Source organism: Amycolatopsis sp. NPDC102389 (assembly GCF_044765885.1).
Lineage (GTDB): Bacteria > Actinomycetota > Actinomycetes > Mycobacteriales > Pseudonocardiaceae > Amycolatopsis.
Map to the genome: position 1 here is coordinate 26671 of NZ_JBIWKX010000021.1, position 14677 is coordinate 41347.

At 69.1% G+C, this 14677-nt stretch carries 14 protein-coding genes and 1 other RNA gene; 10 read left to right on the forward strand and 5 right to left on the reverse strand.

Annotated elements, in window-relative coordinates; genetic code table 11:
• Nucleotides 1-11 precede the first annotated feature (11 nt).
• A complete protein-coding gene (locus tag ACIRGA_RS19525) occupies nt 12-332 on the forward strand; it encodes a hypothetical protein (protein ID WP_400942829.1) in 321 nt (106 codons plus the stop codon).
• A gap of 186 nt (nt 333-518) precedes the next feature.
• Here ACIRGA_RS19525 and ACIRGA_RS19530 read toward each other — a convergent pair whose 3' ends face one another.
• The gene (locus tag ACIRGA_RS19530; protein WP_400942831.1) at nt 519-1076 is read right to left on the reverse strand and encodes a chorismate mutase; all 558 of its coding nucleotides are present in this window, start codon (nt 1074-1076) and stop codon (nt 519-521) included.
• 31 nt (nt 1077-1107) lie between these two features.
• Here ACIRGA_RS19530 and ACIRGA_RS19535 point away from each other — a divergent pair, with 31 nt between their 5' ends.
• The 4 genes from ACIRGA_RS19535 to ACIRGA_RS19550 all read left to right on the forward strand — a co-directional run bounded on the left by ACIRGA_RS19535 (nt 1108) and on the right by ACIRGA_RS19550 (nt 5638).
• Nucleotides 1108-1929: a Nif3-like dinuclear metal center hexameric protein gene (locus tag ACIRGA_RS19535; protein ID WP_400942833.1), complete on the forward strand. Its 822-nt coding sequence runs from the start codon at nt 1108-1110 to the stop codon at nt 1927-1929.
• A gap of 17 nt (nt 1930-1946) precedes the next feature.
• On the forward strand, nt 1947-2684 hold the full coding sequence (locus ACIRGA_RS19540) for a zinc ribbon domain-containing protein (protein WP_400942835.1): 738 nt from the start codon (nt 1947-1949) through the stop codon (nt 2682-2684).
• Entirely contained in the window at nt 2681-3790 is a 1110-nt protein-coding gene (locus tag ACIRGA_RS19545; protein WP_400942837.1) for a bifunctional RNase H/acid phosphatase, read from the forward strand. Before ACIRGA_RS19540 ends, ACIRGA_RS19545 begins: the two co-directional genes overlap by 4 nt.
• Before the next feature lie 111 nt (nt 3791-3901).
• Nucleotides 3902-5638, forward strand: a complete 1737-nt coding sequence (locus tag ACIRGA_RS19550) for a hypothetical protein (RefSeq protein ID WP_400942839.1) — start codon at nt 3902-3904, stop codon at nt 5636-5638.
• Between the two features lie 63 nt (nt 5639-5701).
• Here ACIRGA_RS19550 and sfnG read toward each other — a convergent pair whose 3' ends face one another.
• The 4 genes from sfnG to ACIRGA_RS19570 are packed head-to-tail and all read right to left on the reverse strand — an operon-like array spanning nt 5702 to nt 10609.
• Nucleotides 5702-6793 (reverse strand): dimethylsulfone monooxygenase SfnG, encoded by a 1092-nt coding sequence (sfnG, locus tag ACIRGA_RS19555; protein ID WP_400942841.1) that lies wholly within the window; start codon nt 6791-6793, stop codon nt 5702-5704.
• A 33-nt stretch (nt 6794-6826) separates the two neighbouring features.
• Nucleotides 6827-9652, reverse strand: coding sequence for an AAA family ATPase (locus ACIRGA_RS19560; RefSeq protein WP_400942843.1), 2826 nt, complete (start codon nt 9650-9652; stop codon nt 6827-6829).
• Nucleotides 9653-9683: 31 nt separating this feature from the next.
• Entirely contained in the window at nt 9684-10043 is a 360-nt protein-coding gene (locus ACIRGA_RS19565; RefSeq protein WP_400942844.1) for a zf-HC2 domain-containing protein, read from the reverse strand.
• A gap of 11 nt (nt 10044-10054) precedes the next feature.
• The gene (locus tag ACIRGA_RS19570; protein ID WP_400942919.1) at nt 10055-10609 is read right to left on the reverse strand and encodes a sigma-70 family RNA polymerase sigma factor; all 555 of its coding nucleotides are present in this window, start codon (nt 10607-10609) and stop codon (nt 10055-10057) included.
• A 246-nt stretch (nt 10610-10855) separates the two neighbouring features.
• On the opposite strand from ACIRGA_RS19570, the gene ACIRGA_RS19575 reads away from it, so the two are divergent.
• The 5 genes from ACIRGA_RS19575 to rnpB all read left to right on the forward strand — a co-directional run bounded on the left by ACIRGA_RS19575 (nt 10856) and on the right by rnpB (nt 14483).
• The gene (locus ACIRGA_RS19575; protein WP_400942846.1) at nt 10856-11506 is read left to right on the forward strand and encodes a DUF4142 domain-containing protein; all 651 of its coding nucleotides are present in this window, start codon (nt 10856-10858) and stop codon (nt 11504-11506) included.
• Nucleotides 11503-12309 (forward strand): ferredoxin, encoded by an 807-nt coding sequence (locus ACIRGA_RS19580; RefSeq protein WP_400942848.1) that lies wholly within the window; start codon nt 11503-11505, stop codon nt 12307-12309. Before ACIRGA_RS19575 ends, ACIRGA_RS19580 begins: the two co-directional genes overlap by 4 nt.
• Nucleotides 12306-13589 (forward strand): NAD(P)/FAD-dependent oxidoreductase, encoded by a 1284-nt coding sequence (locus ACIRGA_RS19585; protein WP_400942849.1) that lies wholly within the window; start codon nt 12306-12308, stop codon nt 13587-13589. The genes ACIRGA_RS19580 and ACIRGA_RS19585 overlap by 4 nt, the downstream gene beginning before the upstream one ends.
• The gene (locus tag ACIRGA_RS19590; protein ID WP_400942850.1) at nt 13510-14070 is read left to right on the forward strand and encodes a hypothetical protein; all 561 of its coding nucleotides are present in this window, start codon (nt 13510-13512) and stop codon (nt 14068-14070) included. The genes ACIRGA_RS19585 and ACIRGA_RS19590 overlap by 80 nt, the downstream gene beginning before the upstream one ends.
• Nucleotides 14071-14084: 14 nt before the next feature.
• Nucleotides 14085-14483: RNase P RNA component class A (rnpB, locus tag ACIRGA_RS19595), an RNA gene on the forward strand.
• The last annotated feature ends 194 nt before the right edge of the window (nt 14484-14677 follow it).

Here is a 14677-nt window from a genome sequence, read left to right on the forward strand (position 1 = left end):
GAAGGTCGCGTATGAGCGCACCAACACCCAGCGTCGAGTCGCCGGCAACCGGGCTCCGCTGGTATCGCATCACCGTCAAGCTTCCGCACCCCTACGAGGTCGGGCGGATCCTGTCGGAGCACCACTTCGTCCAGGCGAGATCGCCGAAAGAGGCGATGACCCGGATGCCGTTGCACCTCCGGTCGAGCGCTTCCGTCGCGCCTTATGAGGTCGTCCGGCCCGAGGTTCCCGATCAGGCGACGAAGGCCTACCGGGCCGTTCTGTGGACGGGCCGCGCGATGCGCGCGGCCGGTCGCTGGGCGATCAACAAGGATGCGAAGGCGCTGGACTGAGCCCGGGTGGTAGCAAAGGTCCCTTGCTCTCTTTTTGCAGGTCAGCGGCGCTGGTGGTCGATCCGGGAATGTCGCGAAAGCCACTTTCGGGACATCGGACGTCCTGAAAGTGGCTTTCGCGACACGCGGCGCGGGGCAGGCGCGAGCCCAGGTGGTAGCAAAGGTCCCTTGCTCCCTTTTCGCAGTTCAGAAGCGTGAGCAGGCCGACCGCACGGACTCCGAAAGTGCCCCGGAGTGCAGCCGGTCCAGACCGCGCCGCGCGTCCACCAGCCGCACCGTGACCGCGAGCCGTACCTCGCACGACCGCCGCGCCCGCGCGTCCCGGGTCGACGCGAGTTCGGTGAGCAGCCCGGCGTTGAGCCGGTCGATCACCGGCCGCACCTCGGTCCCCAGATCGGGACGCTCCGGCGGCCGCGTGCCGGGCTGCTCGGTCCACCGCGCGTACAGACCGCGCTGCACGACCTTGTTCGCCTCGATCTGGTCGCGGAAGAACCGCACCGCATCGGCCGGGTCGAGGCCGAGGCCGGGCGCCTTCGCGGCCACCGAGTCGAGGATCTGCTGTTCGCGCACCGGGTCGTCGATCGGCGACGGCGTGCCGAACTTCGCGGCGGCGACCTTGTCGGCGATCTGCACGCGCTGAGCCGCCAGATCGGTCAGTGTCCAGAAACCCGACGACGCCGAAGCGGGCGTGGGCACCGCCAGCAGTCCGGCCACGAGCAGCGCGCAGAGCACCCGAAGTCGCATGCCCGGAAACGCTACATGCGAAAATCGCCGGGTGCCCGCGCTAGCCGAAGTGATCGCCGCCCTGGAGCAGGCGTACCCGCCCGAACTCGCCGAATCGTGGGACGCCGTCGGACTCGTCTGCGGTGACCCGGCCGAGCACGTGGACAAGGTGCTGTTCTGCGTCGACCCGGTCGACGAGACCGTCGACGAGGCGATCGCCGGTGGCGCGCAGCTGATCGTCGCGCACCATCCGTTGCTGCTGCGCGGAGTCCACGGTGTCCCGGCGGACAGCACGAAGGGGCGCCTCGTGCATCGCCTCATCCGCGCCGGCGTCGCGCTCTACTGCGCGCACACCAACGCCGATTCCGCGTCGCCCGGTGTGTCCGACGCGCTCGCCGAGGCCATCGGACTGACCGTTCTCGGCCCGCTCGACCCCCGCGAAGACGGCGTCACCGGCATCGGCCGCATCGGCGAATTGCCCGCGCCCGAACCGTTTTCCGCCTTCGTCGAACGTGTCGCGAACGCCTTGCCCCGCACGGAGCCCGGCGTCTACGGCGCTGGCGATCCGGCCCGCCCGATCCGCCGCGTCGCCGTCTCCGGCGGCTCCGGCGACAGCTATCTCAAGCGGGCCACCGCCGCCGGGGTCGACGCGTACGTCACCGCCGATCTCCGGCATCATCCCGCCGGCGAGCACCTCGCCGACATCGCCGAAGTCCCCGCCCTGGTCGGCGTCACGCACTGGGCGAGCGAGTGGCCGTGGTGCGAGCAAGCCTCGGACGTCGTCCGTACCGCGTTTGCGGGTAACGTCGACGTTCACGTCTCCACGCGGTGCACCGACCCGTGGACGCTACGGGCCACCCGAACCGAGCACTAAGAACTACAAGGAGCACCGTGAAGGCCGACCCCGCCGTCCAGCGCCAGCTGCTCGAACTCGCGAAGGTGGACGCGGAACTCTCGCGTACCGCCCACCGTCGCCGCACCCTGCCGGAGATCGCCGAGATCGACGCGGGCGAGAAGACGGTGCGCGAACGACGTGACGCGCTGGTCTCGGTCCAGACCGCGGCGTCCGACCTCGACCGCGAGATCGCCCGCCAGGAGAAGGAGATCGAGTCGGTGCGCGCTCGCGGAGACCGCGACCGCAAGCTCCTCGAATCGGGTTCCGTCGCGGCGAAGCAGATGACCGACATCGAGCACGAGCTGAACAGCCTCAACCGGCGTCAGTCGGCGCTCGAGGACGACCTGCTGGAGTTGATGGAACGCCGCGAGGCGCTCGAACTCGACGCCCAGCGCACCAGCGCCGAGGTCGCGAAGGCCGAGGGCGAGGTCGCCGAAGCCATCGCGCGCCGCGACGAGAACTTCACCGATCTCGACACCACGAAGGCACGCCGCGACGAAGACCGCGCCAAGCTCCTGCCGCGCTTCCCGGAAGATCTGCTGAAGCTCTACGAGCGGGTCCGCGCGCAGAAGGGCATCGGCGCCGCGCTGCTGCGGGCCCGCCGCTGCGGCGCCTGCCAGCTCGACATCGACCGCCGCGAGATCGCCGAGATCAAGGCGGCCCCGGAGGACAACGTCATCCAGTGCGAGAACTGCGGCGCCATCCTGGTGCGCACGCTGGAGTCCGGCCTGTGACCGACCACGTGCTCGTCGAGGCCGACGGCGGTTCGCGGGGCAACCCGGGCCCCGCCGGGTACGGCGCGGTCGTCAAGGACGTGGCCACCGGCGAGGTGCTCGCCGAGCGCAAGGCGTACGTCGGCATCGCGACCAACAACGTCGCCGAGTACGGCGGCCTGATCGCCGGGCTCGCCGCGGCCGCCGAGCTCGGAGCGTCCACTGTGGACGTACGGATGGACTCGAAGCTCGTGGTGGAGCAGATGTCCGGGCGCTGGAAGGTCAAGCACCCGTCGATGCAGCCGCTGAACGCCGAGGCCAAGGAGCTGGCGGCGCGGTTCTCCCGCGTGCGCTACGAGTGGATCCCGCGCGCGGAGAACTCCCACGCGGACGGGCTCGCGAACGAGGCGATGGACGCCGGGAAGCAGGCGGAAGCGCCGAAGAAGACCGTGAAGCAGGACAGGGTCAGCCCCGTCGGCTGGACCGGCGCGACCGGGACACCGACCAAGCTGCTCCTCGTGCGGCACGGCCAGACGGCGATGTCGGTCGAGAAACGGTACTCCGGCCGTGGCGACGTCCCGCTCACCGAGCACGGCAAGCAGCAGGCGGCCGCCGCCGCGAAACGCCTCGGCGCGATGGAGGGCCTGGTCGTCGACGGCGAGGCGGCGCCGATCATCGCCTCACCGCTGATCCGCACCCAGCAGACCGCGCAGGCGATCGCGGACGCGCTCGGCGGCCGGGTCGAGACCCACCCCGGGCTGATCGAGACCGATTTCGGCGACTGGGAGGGCCTCACCTTCAAGGAGGCCATGGACCGTGATCCCGAATTCCAGGCGAGCTGGCTTGCCGACACCTCGATCGCGGCGCCGGGCGGCGAAAGCTTCGACGGCGTCCACCGGCGGGTCCGCAAGGCCCGCGACGAGCTGATCGCGAAGTACGGCGGCCGGACGCTGGTGCTGGTCAGCCATGTCACGCCGATCAAGGCGCTGCTGCGGATGGGCCTGGACGCCGGGCCTTCGCTGCTGTTCCGCCTGCATCTGGACCTGGCCTCGCTGTCGATCGTCGAGTTCTACCCGGACGGCAACGCCTCGGTCCGGCTGGTCAACGACATCTCACATCTCTCCTAGCCGGAAGATGTGGCGCGGATCACGCCTGGATATGACGTGTCGCAGGCGGCCGATGGGGTATTGGCTACAGTTTCGGCGACGGCACGTGAGCGAAAAGGCAAAGACGGGGACATGACGGCGAGCGCACTCAGCGAAGCTTCCGAACAAGACGTGCCCGACCCGGCGGAGACGCCGGCCCGTCGTGGCCTGGCCGCCCGTGTCGCGCCGTACCTGGCGGTGCTCGCCGGGGTGGCGGCGCTGGCCTGGCATGCCACCCTCTACGGCCACTGGATCGTCGACGACGCGGCCATCACCTTCTCCTACGCGCGCAGCTTCGCCGACGGGCTCGGCCCGGTGCTGCAGCCGGGGCAGCCGTCGGTCGAAGGCTGGTCGAACTCGACGTGGCTGGTGGTGCTGGCGCTGGGCAAGCTCGTCGGCGTCTTCGACAGCGGAATGCTGTTCGGCCTTCCCGACTACGTGCTGTTCCCCAAGCTGCTGGGGCTCCTGTTCACCGCCGGGACGCTGGCCGCGTGCCACATCGCGGCGAAGCAGGTCTTCGCGCGCTTCGCCTGGCTGGCGACGCTGGTCGCCGGGCTGACGCTGGCCGCGATCCCGTCGTTCGTCATCTGGACGATCTCCGGCCTGGAGAACTCCCTGTTCGGGATGGCCGTCGCGTGGCTCGCCGTGCTGCTGTTCGTGGCCGTGCGCAAGGATTCCGTGCTCACCGCGAAGGTCGCCATCTGGTCCGGGGTGCTGGTCGCGTTCGCCGCGCTGACCCGCCCCGAAGGCCTGATCTACGGCGCCGCGTACCCGCTCGTCGTCCTGTTCCAGCTGCGGAAGCCGCTGCTGGGGCGGAGCATCAAACTGGTCGTGGTCTCCGTGGTCGCGTTCGCGATCCCGTTCGGGGCGTATCTCTCCTGGCGGATCGCGGAATTCGGCAGGCTGCTGGCGAACCCGTCCATCGCGAAGGGGCAGGGCCTGCCCGGGCTTTCGGCGCTGAAGCAGCCCTTCGAGCTGGTCGGCTACGCCGGTGTCGCCGGGACGATCCTGCTGGCGCTGACCATCGGCTACGCGCTGATCCGGGCGGAGTGGCGGCGCAGCCTGATCGCGCTGCTGGTGCCGCTGACGCTGGGCATCGTCGCGTACGGCGTGATGGTCCCGGACTGGATGGGCCAGCACCGCTTCGCGACCCCGATCTGGATCCTCGCCGTGCTGGCGGGAACGCTGGCCGCGGGCGAGCTGCTGCGCCGTTCACGGGCGGTGCTGCGGACCGTCGTGGTGCTCGTGCTGGTCGCGGCCGCTATCCCGTCCGGGATGGGCTTCGCGTCGGCGTCGAAGAAGTTCCAAGAAGTCCCGACGGTGCCCGCGTGCCTGATCGCCGACCGCTTCGGCCGCGGCTTCAACACGATGGCCGACATCCTCGGCCTCCAGCAGGCGTCGCTGCTGCTGCCCGATCTCGGCGGCTCGTCGATGACCAGCCGCCTGCACCTGGTCGACATGGCCGGGCTGGTCGAGGCGGACGTCGCGGACTTCCTCAAGAACGGCGACCTGCCGGGGCTGCGCGACTACGTGTTCGAGAAGGTCAAGCCGACCTTCATCCACTCGTGGGGCCCGTGGGCCGCGGGGAACGGCATCACCGTCGACCCGCGGATCGACCGCGACTACGAGCCGATCTTCGTGTACCCGGGCAGCGGGCCGCGGAACGGGGACTTCGTGCGCAAGGACGCCGTCTCCAGCCCGGAGAAGCTGAAGGCCGTGCGGGAGTACGCCGCAAAGACCCTTCCGGACGTCGAGAAGGCGCGCTTCGGCGGACCGCTCAAGGACTGCGGCCCGACCATGAAACCCGGCCAGACCGTCTACCTGCCGTAAGCCACCCACGCATTTAGTCCTCTGAATGCGGTAGTTGCGCGTGCAACGACCGCATCCAGAGGACTAAATGCGTTCCAGTTCCGCCTCCTTCGCCCGGATCACCGGCAGCACGTGCTTCCCGAAGTGCTCGACGTCCTCCAGATAGTGCAGGAAGCCGAGCAGCAGCAGGTTCGCCCCGCGCTTCTTGTACTCGATGGCCCGGTCCGCGATCTGCTCCGGCGTGCCGATCAGCCCGGTGCGGAAGCCGTCGTTGTACTGCACCAGATCCTTGAACTCCGAGTCGGCCCACATCCCCTTCTTGTCCGAAGTGGAGCTTCCCGCCTGCTTGACGGCGCCGCGGAACCCTTCGACGGCGTCCTTGTTCGCCTTCTCGACGATCTCGCGCAGCACGGCTTTCGCCTCGCTCTCGGTCTCCCGCGCGATCAGGAAGCCGTTGAGCCCGAAGCGGACGGCGTGGTCGTTCTCGGCCGCGTAGCCGCGGACTTCCTCGACCTGTTCGCTGAATCCGTCGAAGTCCTTGCCGTTGCTGAAGTACCAGTCGGAGACGCGGCCCGCGAGCTTCCGCGCCGCGGTGGAGTTGCCGCCCTGGAAGATCTCCGGATGCGGCCGCCCGACCGGTTTGGGTTTGATGTCGAAATCGTGGATCCGATAGAAATCGCCGGCGAATTCGGCGTGGTCGTCCGTCCAGAGTTCCTTCAGCACGCGAATGAATTCTTCCGAACGACGGTACCGTTCGTCGTGTTCCAGCCACGGTTCACCGAGGCCGGTGAATTCGTCCTTGAACCAGCCGCTGACCACGTTCACCGCCGCCCGGCCGCCGGAGATCACGTCCGCGCTCGCGATGAACTTCGCGAGCACGCCGGGATGCCACAGTCCGGGATGGACCGCCGCGATCACCTTCAGCCGTTGCGTCGCGAGCAGCAGCGCGAGGCTGAACCCGGTCGATTCGTGCTGGTAGGCGGCACCGTAGCTGGCCGTGTAGCGGACCTGGCTGAGCGCGTATTCGAAGCCGCTGTTCTCCGCGAGGACGGCGAGATCCCGGTTGTACTCGTAGCCCCAGTCGGTGCGCTGCTCGATGTCACTGGTGACCAGGCCGCCGCTCACATTGGGGACCCAATAGGCGAATTTGAGTGGTTCGGATTCGATTCCCGGCATGCCGCGGAGTGAACCCGCCGCCCCCGGAAACCGTCAATCGGCGTCCACGCGCTGAGACCGTCCGAGCGCGGAGCACAATTCGGTGCGTCCGGTGATCCCCAGTTTGCGGTAGGCCCCGGACAAATGGAGTTCGACGGTGCGGCGGGTCAGGTGCAGTGCTTCGGCGATCTCCCGGTTGGTGAGACCTTGTGACGCCATCAGCGCGATGCGGTATTCCTGTTTGGTGAGCCCGTGTTCGTTGTCCTTCGCCGTTGTGAGGCTCGTCCGTGCCTCCCGCAGCGCCTCCGCGGCCCGCCTCGCGAGCGGCCGCGCCCCGCAATGCTTGCTCGACTCCGCGGCCGCTCGCAGCGTTCCGATCGCCTTTTCGGCCTGCCCGTGCCGGGCCTGCAGGACGCCGAGTTCGGTCAACGCCTCGGCGAGCGCGAGTTTCGCGGTCGATCCACCGAGGACGTCGACGGCCTTGGTAAGCAGGCGTTCGCCCTCTTCGTCCTCGCGGACGAGGCCGGCCGTGGTCAGCGCGCCGCCGAGGATTCTCGGCGCTCCCCAGCGTTCCGCGGCCTCGAGATCCTCCTCGGCGAGCCGGGCCGCCGCGTCGGTGCGGCCGAGCGCCAGCGCGGTGCGGGCGGCGTGCGCCCGCCAGGGGGCGAAGCCGGGGAAGCGCATGCCGTGGTGTTCGAGACGGCGGCCGCAGCCGCGCAGGTCTTCGTACCCGAGTTCCGGTTCGCCGGTGGCCGCACGGAGCCTGCCGCGGGCGTAGAGCAGGTAGTTGTGCGTGAAAAGTGCTTGTGTGGCCCCGAAATCGATTTTGTCCAGCACCGCCTTCGCTACGTCGTGGCGGCCGAGGTCGACCGAGACCTCGATCAGCCTCGCCGCGCACAGCACCGCGATCGGGCAACGGCTGGTGACACCGCGTTCGTCGAACTGCCGCACCAGCGATTCGTAGTGGACGCTCGCGCGCACCAGGTCTCCGCCCGCCTGCAGGGCGATCCCGCGGGCGAGGGTGGCGAGGGCGCCTTTCGGCACGTGGAAGTCCCACGGCAGGCGTTTGGTGTCGAGCACTTGGCAGAGCTTGTCGGTGAGGGCGGGTTCGTCGGCGAGCGCGGCCGTCGCGAGCGTGAAGAAATACGGCTGTTCGAACAGTTCGGGCTGCTCGCCGGACAACGCCTCCCCGAAATGGCGGACGGCGTTCGCCGAGGACTTCCCGCCGCGCACCGTGTCCAGCGCCAGCAATCCCGACCGGCTCTGTTGCGCGGCGGGATCGTTCAGCGGCGCCCATTGCCGTTCGAAGTCGCGGAAGTCCGGCGGTGGCCCGAGCCTGCTGCCCGCCTCGGCGAGATAGGTCATGCACAGCAGCGGCCAGACGGCGTCGGGCCCGCCCGCGTCGAGCCGTGCGGCGAACTGGCCGGCGGAATTGATCGCCAGCCGCGCGTCGGGGCCGCAGCACAGCGAAAGGATCATGGCCGTCGCGACGAAGGCCGCGGTTTCCCGGTCGTCGATGTGGTCGATGGCCTCGCGCACCCTGGCCGGCGCCGAATCCGGGTCGCAGTGGAATTCCGCGTGCGCGAGCTGGAGCAGGATCGCCATCCGCTTGCGTTCGCTGAGCCGTTCTTCGAGCGCGCGCGCAAGGAACCGGACGGCCAGCTCCGGGTCTCCCTCGACCACCGAATGCCGCGCGGCGAGCCGCAGGACGTCGACCGCCCAAGGGATCCTGATCGCGGTCGCCTCCAGGAGATGGACGCCGACCCGCTCCGGCGCGGCACCCGCGTCGTGCAGGAGCCGCGCCGCCCGGGACTGGGTGACCGCCCTGGTGGCGAGCGGCATGTCGGCGAGCACCGAGTTGCGGACGAACCGGTAGGTCAGCGACGGCCGGTGGCTGTCGGTCAGCAGGCGCACGCGCACCATCGTGTCGATCGCTTCCAGAGCGGTGCTCTCGTCGACCCCGGCGAGCTGCGCCAGCAGGTCGAAACTCGCGTCCTCCCCGAGGATCGCGACGGCTTCGAGCATCTTCGGCGCGGCGGTGTACTCGTGCATGCGGACCCGCAGCACCTCGCCGATCATCGCCGACCCCGCGGTGTCCGGATCCATCCCCGGGACCAGGCGGCGGCGCAGCGCGCCGAGCAGGAACGGGTTGCCGCCGGTGACCTCGCGGCATTCTTCGGCGAACCGCCCGGGGGAGACACGGAGGAAGTCGGCGACGTGCCGCGCGCCGAGCCCGTGCAGCAGGATCGTCGCCGGGGTGCAGCCGGACATCTCCAGCAGGGCGACCTCGCCGGTCTGCAGATGCCCGATCAGCGAGGTCAGCACGACCAGCACCGGCAACTGCTCGACCCGATGCCGGATGTAGGCGAGACAGCGCATCGACCACGGGTCGGCGAGGTGGATGTTGTCGATGCCGAGGAAGACCGGCCCCTGTTCGGCGGCGTGGCGGACGATGTGGAAGAAGGCGTCGAGCGCCTCCGTCTGTTCCTGTTCGGTCCGGGGAGGGTGATCCGGCAGGATTTCCGCCGCGTGAGGCGTGCGCGGTCGCGGCGATCCGGGGCCGGGCGGCACGTGGGTGAGCCCCTCGACGAGCTGACGGCCGACACCGCCGGTCAGATGTGTTTCCAGCCGGGACGCGGTGGCGATCGCGACGGTGAACCCGGCCGCTTCCGCGAGCTCACCGGCCGCGGTGAGTATCGACGACTTGCCCATGCCGAATTCGCCGACCACCACCGCGCTGACGGCGCGGCCGTGCAGGGCGGCCCGGAACAGCCCGGTGATCGTGTCGAGTTCGCTGTCTCGACCCAGTAACCCGGCGGCGCGGCGCTTCGGTACCGAAGGCCTGCCGAAGGGACTCTCGGGATTTACTTCGGTATGCACCGTAGAGACCTTCGTGTCGGCTTGCGGCAGACTACTCGCATGTAAGCGGTAACGGGAGTGATCGCTGGTCGTCGAGGGGAGCAGGAGCCGGGATGTCCGCGTCCGACGAGATCCGCCGGGACGATCGTTGCGACGACATCAAAGCCGCGACGACGCACGCCAGGAAGAGCACGACGAGGTTGGCCGCGATCATCGACAGCCGGCCGCGACATTGCTCGGTGCCGGGGGACAGGTAGCGCGGATCGGCCTTCGCCAGCGCGGCCTCCACCGACGTGAATTCCGCGACCTGGCGCACGCAGCGCACACAGCCCTTCAAATGCCTTTCGAAGGCGTGCGCCTCGGCGCGGTCCAGCACACCGAGTACGTACGCCGCCACATCGGTGTGTTTCACCCTTCGCTTCCTCATCGCGAACCCAGCTCTCCTAACGACCGTCGCAATGTCTTCATAGCCGCGTACAGCCGTGATTTGACCGTTCCCTCCGGGATCCCCAATATCACCGCCGCCTCCCGGACCGTATGCCCGGTCAGATACGTCTCGTAGATGACAGCCTGGTATTTGCTGTCGAGATAACGTAGCGCTTCGGAAATGACGAGTGCGGACAGTGACTGCTCGGTCCGGTCCGCTATTTCGGCGTTTTCGGAACTGTCCAGCTCGACCTCCTGCGGGCGGGCACGCCGGTTTCGCCAGCCGTCGATCACGATCCGCTTGGCGACCGTGAGCAGCCAGCCGCGCAGCATTCCCGGCTCGCGGTTCAAGGTGTCGGAATGCTGCCAGGCGCGGATCAGTGTTTCCTGGACGACGTCCTCCGTCCATTGTTGATCATGGCCGGTCAGGTACATCACCTGTCCGAACAAGGTGTCCCGGAAATCCTTGTACAGCAACGAGATAAGCTCTTCGGAAACCTCGTTCGACCGATGGTCGCCATCGAACCGGCATCCTCTGCCCACTGCTTCCATAAAGTTCGCTACCTCCCCGATGGTGGAGGATTTCACGGGTTCGTACACCGTAGCGCAGACTATCGCCGTGAGCCATGTGCAGTAGTGCTCCGTTTACATTTAGTCGTCCGGTACGTATGTCGGCGATAAACGGTTCTAATTGTGTCGTGTGATGCACGTCACATCGACCTGGCCGGCCTAGATCGAACCGGCCGCTCCGGTTCGCCGTACTCCCAGTGAGGCACTTTGAGGACGGGGACGGGTGAAATGATCTATCGACTGTTCGGACTGGTGACGGCCTGCTTGGTGATATGGGTGGGAACGCCCGCCCATGCCTTCGCGGAAATCGACTCCCATGATCGGGAACTGCTCGTCCGGGTGCGCCAAGCCGGTTTGTGGGAAGGGCCGATCAGTCGTCAGGCGGAACAACGCGCAAGCGGGCAGCGGGTACGGGAGGTCGGCCGGAAACTCGCCGACGACCACGACCGGCTCGACGCCCAGGTCCGCGCGCTCGCTTCGAAGGTCCGTGTCGAACTCCCCGGCGAGCCCACCGTGGAACAGCGTTCCTGGGTCGACGAGATCACCGGTGCCGCCGGCGCCGACTTCGACCGCCTCTACGTCAATCGCGCCCGCGCCGCGCACGGCAGCATCTTCGGTCTCGCGTCCCAGGTGCGGGCCGCCACCCGGGACGACGCGATGCGTTCCTTCGCCCAGACCGCCGTCGACACCGTCATGCGGCAGATGACCCTGCTCGAAAGCACCGGGATCGCCGAGACCACCTCGCTGATGGTCGCTCCCGGCGGCGGTGACGAACTCGGCGGCGGCGACATCGCGCTCGGCGTGCTCATGGCGGGGATCGCCGGGGGCGCGACGTTCGGGCTCGTGCGGGTTCTCGGGACTTCGGGCAGGCGGGCATGAGCGCGCTCCTGTCGGTCATCCCGGCCCCGTCGCCGCACGACAGCGGGGTGCGGGACATCGCCGCCCTGTCGGCCCGGTTCGCCTACGTGACGATGTGCCTGACGCTGGTGTGGGGCGTGCTGAGCGCCACCGGCTGGATCAGGCGCGTCACCGGTCACGACGCGTTACGCGGAGGCCACGTCGTGCTGGCGGTGTTCAGTCTCGCGACCGGCGCCGTGCACGGACTGTCCTATCTCTTCCTCGACGACGACTCGTTCGGTGTCCTGGCGCTGCTGATCCCGTTCGCCGGCGGCGGATTCGCCCGGCACGCGGCGGGTGTCGCCGGGCAGGAGCTGTTCATCGCGGTCTCGGTCACCGCGGCGGTGCGCCGCGGCGCGGCCGATCGCGCCGGGCAGCGGTTCCATCAGGCCGGCTATCTCGCGGTCGGTCTGCTGGCGATCCACTCCTGGCTCGGCGCGTCCGCGAACGGGAATCTCGCGACGGTCTGGCTCGGCGGGATCACCGTGCTCACCCCCGCCGTGGTGCTCACCGTGCTGCGGGTGCTCCCGCCGCGGGCGCTGGTCCGGCTGGGGCTGCTCGAAGGCGAGACCGGCCGGGCCGAACCGATCCGGATCTCCGTCGACGACAAGAAATGCCACCGCTACGCCATTTGTCAGGCCGAAGCGCCGCGGGTCTTCCAGTTGCAGGGCGACGGTCAGCTGCGCTACCTCCGGAAACCCGGCGCCAAACAGGTGCCGCTCGTCGAGGCCGCGGCCAGAGCCTGTCCGATGCGGGCGATCCGGTTGCAGGGGGCGGGACGATGAGCGAACGGATCGTCGTGGTCGGCGGCGGGCTCGCCGGGCTGCGGTGCGCGGAACGGTTGCGGGAACTGCGGTTCGACGGCGAACTGGTGATCGTCGGCAACGAGCCCGGGCTGCCGTATCACCGGCCGGCGTTGTCCAAGCAACTGCTGACCGGCGACACCCGCCCGGCGGAGATGATGCTCGCCCGGCCCGACGAGATCGACGCCGAGTGGCGGCTCAACACCCCGGCGACCCATCTGCAGCCCGGACGCCAGGTCGTCCATCTGCCCGGGGCGGAAGAGCTGCCCTACGACGGGCTCGTCATCGCCAGCGGCGTCGAACCCCGGCGCCTTTCCGGTGTGCCGCACGGACATCCGCGGGTAGGCGTCGTACGTACGCTGGCCGACGCCGCGGAACTGCGCGACAACCTCGCCGTCGACAACGGGCCGGTCGCGGTGCTGGGCAGCGGGTTCATCGGCTGCGAGGTCGCCGCCAGCCTGCGCGAGATCGGCCGGGAGGTCACCATCATCGGCCGGTCGGCGCATCTGCTCGGCGAGGTCGTCGGCAAGCACATCGGGCAGAAGCTCTCGGCGCTGCACCGATCGCGAGGCGTGCGGCTGGCGCTGGGCGCGTCCATCGACAGCTGGCAGACCACGCCGAACGGGCTGCGGCTGCGGTCGTCGGACGGGTGGATCCTGGACGTCTCGTGCGTCATCGTTGCCGTCGGGACCGTGCCGTCGCTCTCGTGGCTGCGCGGTTCGAAGCTGCCGCTCGACGACGGCGTCGTCTGCTCACCGACCTGTCACGTGCTCGGGATGGACAACATCGTCGCCGCCGGAGATGTCGCGCAGTGGCCGAACCTGCGGTTCGACGAGACACCGCGGCGGGTCGAGCACTGGCTCAACGCCGTCGAGATGGGCCGGGCGGCCGCGGAGAACCTCCTCGCCGGCCCGCGGGCTTCGCGGCCTTTCGCGCCGGTGCCGCGGTTCTGGTCCGAACAGCACGGTATGCGCATCCAGGCGGGCGGCATCCCGAAGCTCGGCACCGACACCGTCGCGCTCGCTTCACCCGTCGGTGGCGAACGGCCCGTCACCGGCTTCGTCCGCAAGGGGCGTCTCGTCGGTGTCGTCGGCCTCGACAGCCCGTCCGCCGTCCTCCACTGGACCAACGAGATCGCGGAACAGAACCCCGTCAGCCACCCGGGAGAAACGGAGACGCCTGATGCGCCGATCGCGGTTGACCATGCTCGTCGTCATCGTGGCGCTCGTCGTGGGCGCCGCGATGTGGTGGCAGGCGGTTGAACCCGCGTCGCTGACGGCGCAGGCGCCGGTCACCGAGGCCCTCCCCAGCCCGCGGGTGTCGCAGTCCGTCACCTCACGCGCCAGCACGCCGGTGGATGCGCCGCCCGGCACGCGGCTCACCGCCGTCTACATGACCCGGATGGGGCAAGCCGTCCTCGACGAGACCGGCGCGGTGCTCTTCCGCTACGAACGCGACAACCCGCACAAGGCCCGTTCGGCGTGCCTCGGGGACTGCGCCGCGGTGTGGATCCCCGTCACGACCACCGGCACGCCGCTGGTGACCGGCATCGATCCGGCGCTCGTCGACACCATCAAACGTCCCGAAGGCGCCAAACAGGTGACGTTGGCGGGCTGGCCGCTCTACAAGTTCGCCAACGCGCGGCCCGGCGAATGGACCGGGCAGGGCACCGACCACGTGTGGTTCGTCGTCGAACCCGACGGGCGGCGCAACCTGAACTGCCTGCCCGCGCCCGTGCAGTAGGATTCGCCGACGGACGAGTCGGCGGGGCGGCCGCGAGCCGGGAGACCGGTTCGAGGAAAGTCCGGACTCCACAGGGCAGGGTGGTTGTTAACGGCAACCCGGGGCGACCCGCGGGACAGTGCCACAGAAAACAGACCGCCTCCGTTCGCTTCGCGGGCGGAGGTAAGGGTGAAACGGTGGTGTAAGAGACCACCAGCGTCCTGGGTGACCAGGACGGCTAGGTAAACCCCACCCGGAGCAAGGTCAAGAGGGAGCCGCGAGGCTCCTGCGCAGGCGATCGAGGGCTGCCCGCCCGAGCCTGCGGGTAGGCCGCTCGAGCCCGTCGGCGACGGCGGGCCTAGATGGATGGCCGCCACTCGCTCAGCCGCAAGGCGAGGCGAGGACAGGATCCGGCTTACACGCCGGCTCGTCCGTACTTCTTTCTCCGGCCCGAAATGGGCAGTAGGTCCGTGAAGGCCTCCTTACCTACCTTGAGAGTAGGGAAGGAGGCCTTCACGGACTTCCGGCCGCGGTGAGCGGTGGGTCGGGGTGGTGGGGGGGGGGGGGGGGGGGGGTTTTTTGGGTAATCAAGAAAAAAAAAAACCACCCCCCCCCCCCCACCCCCACG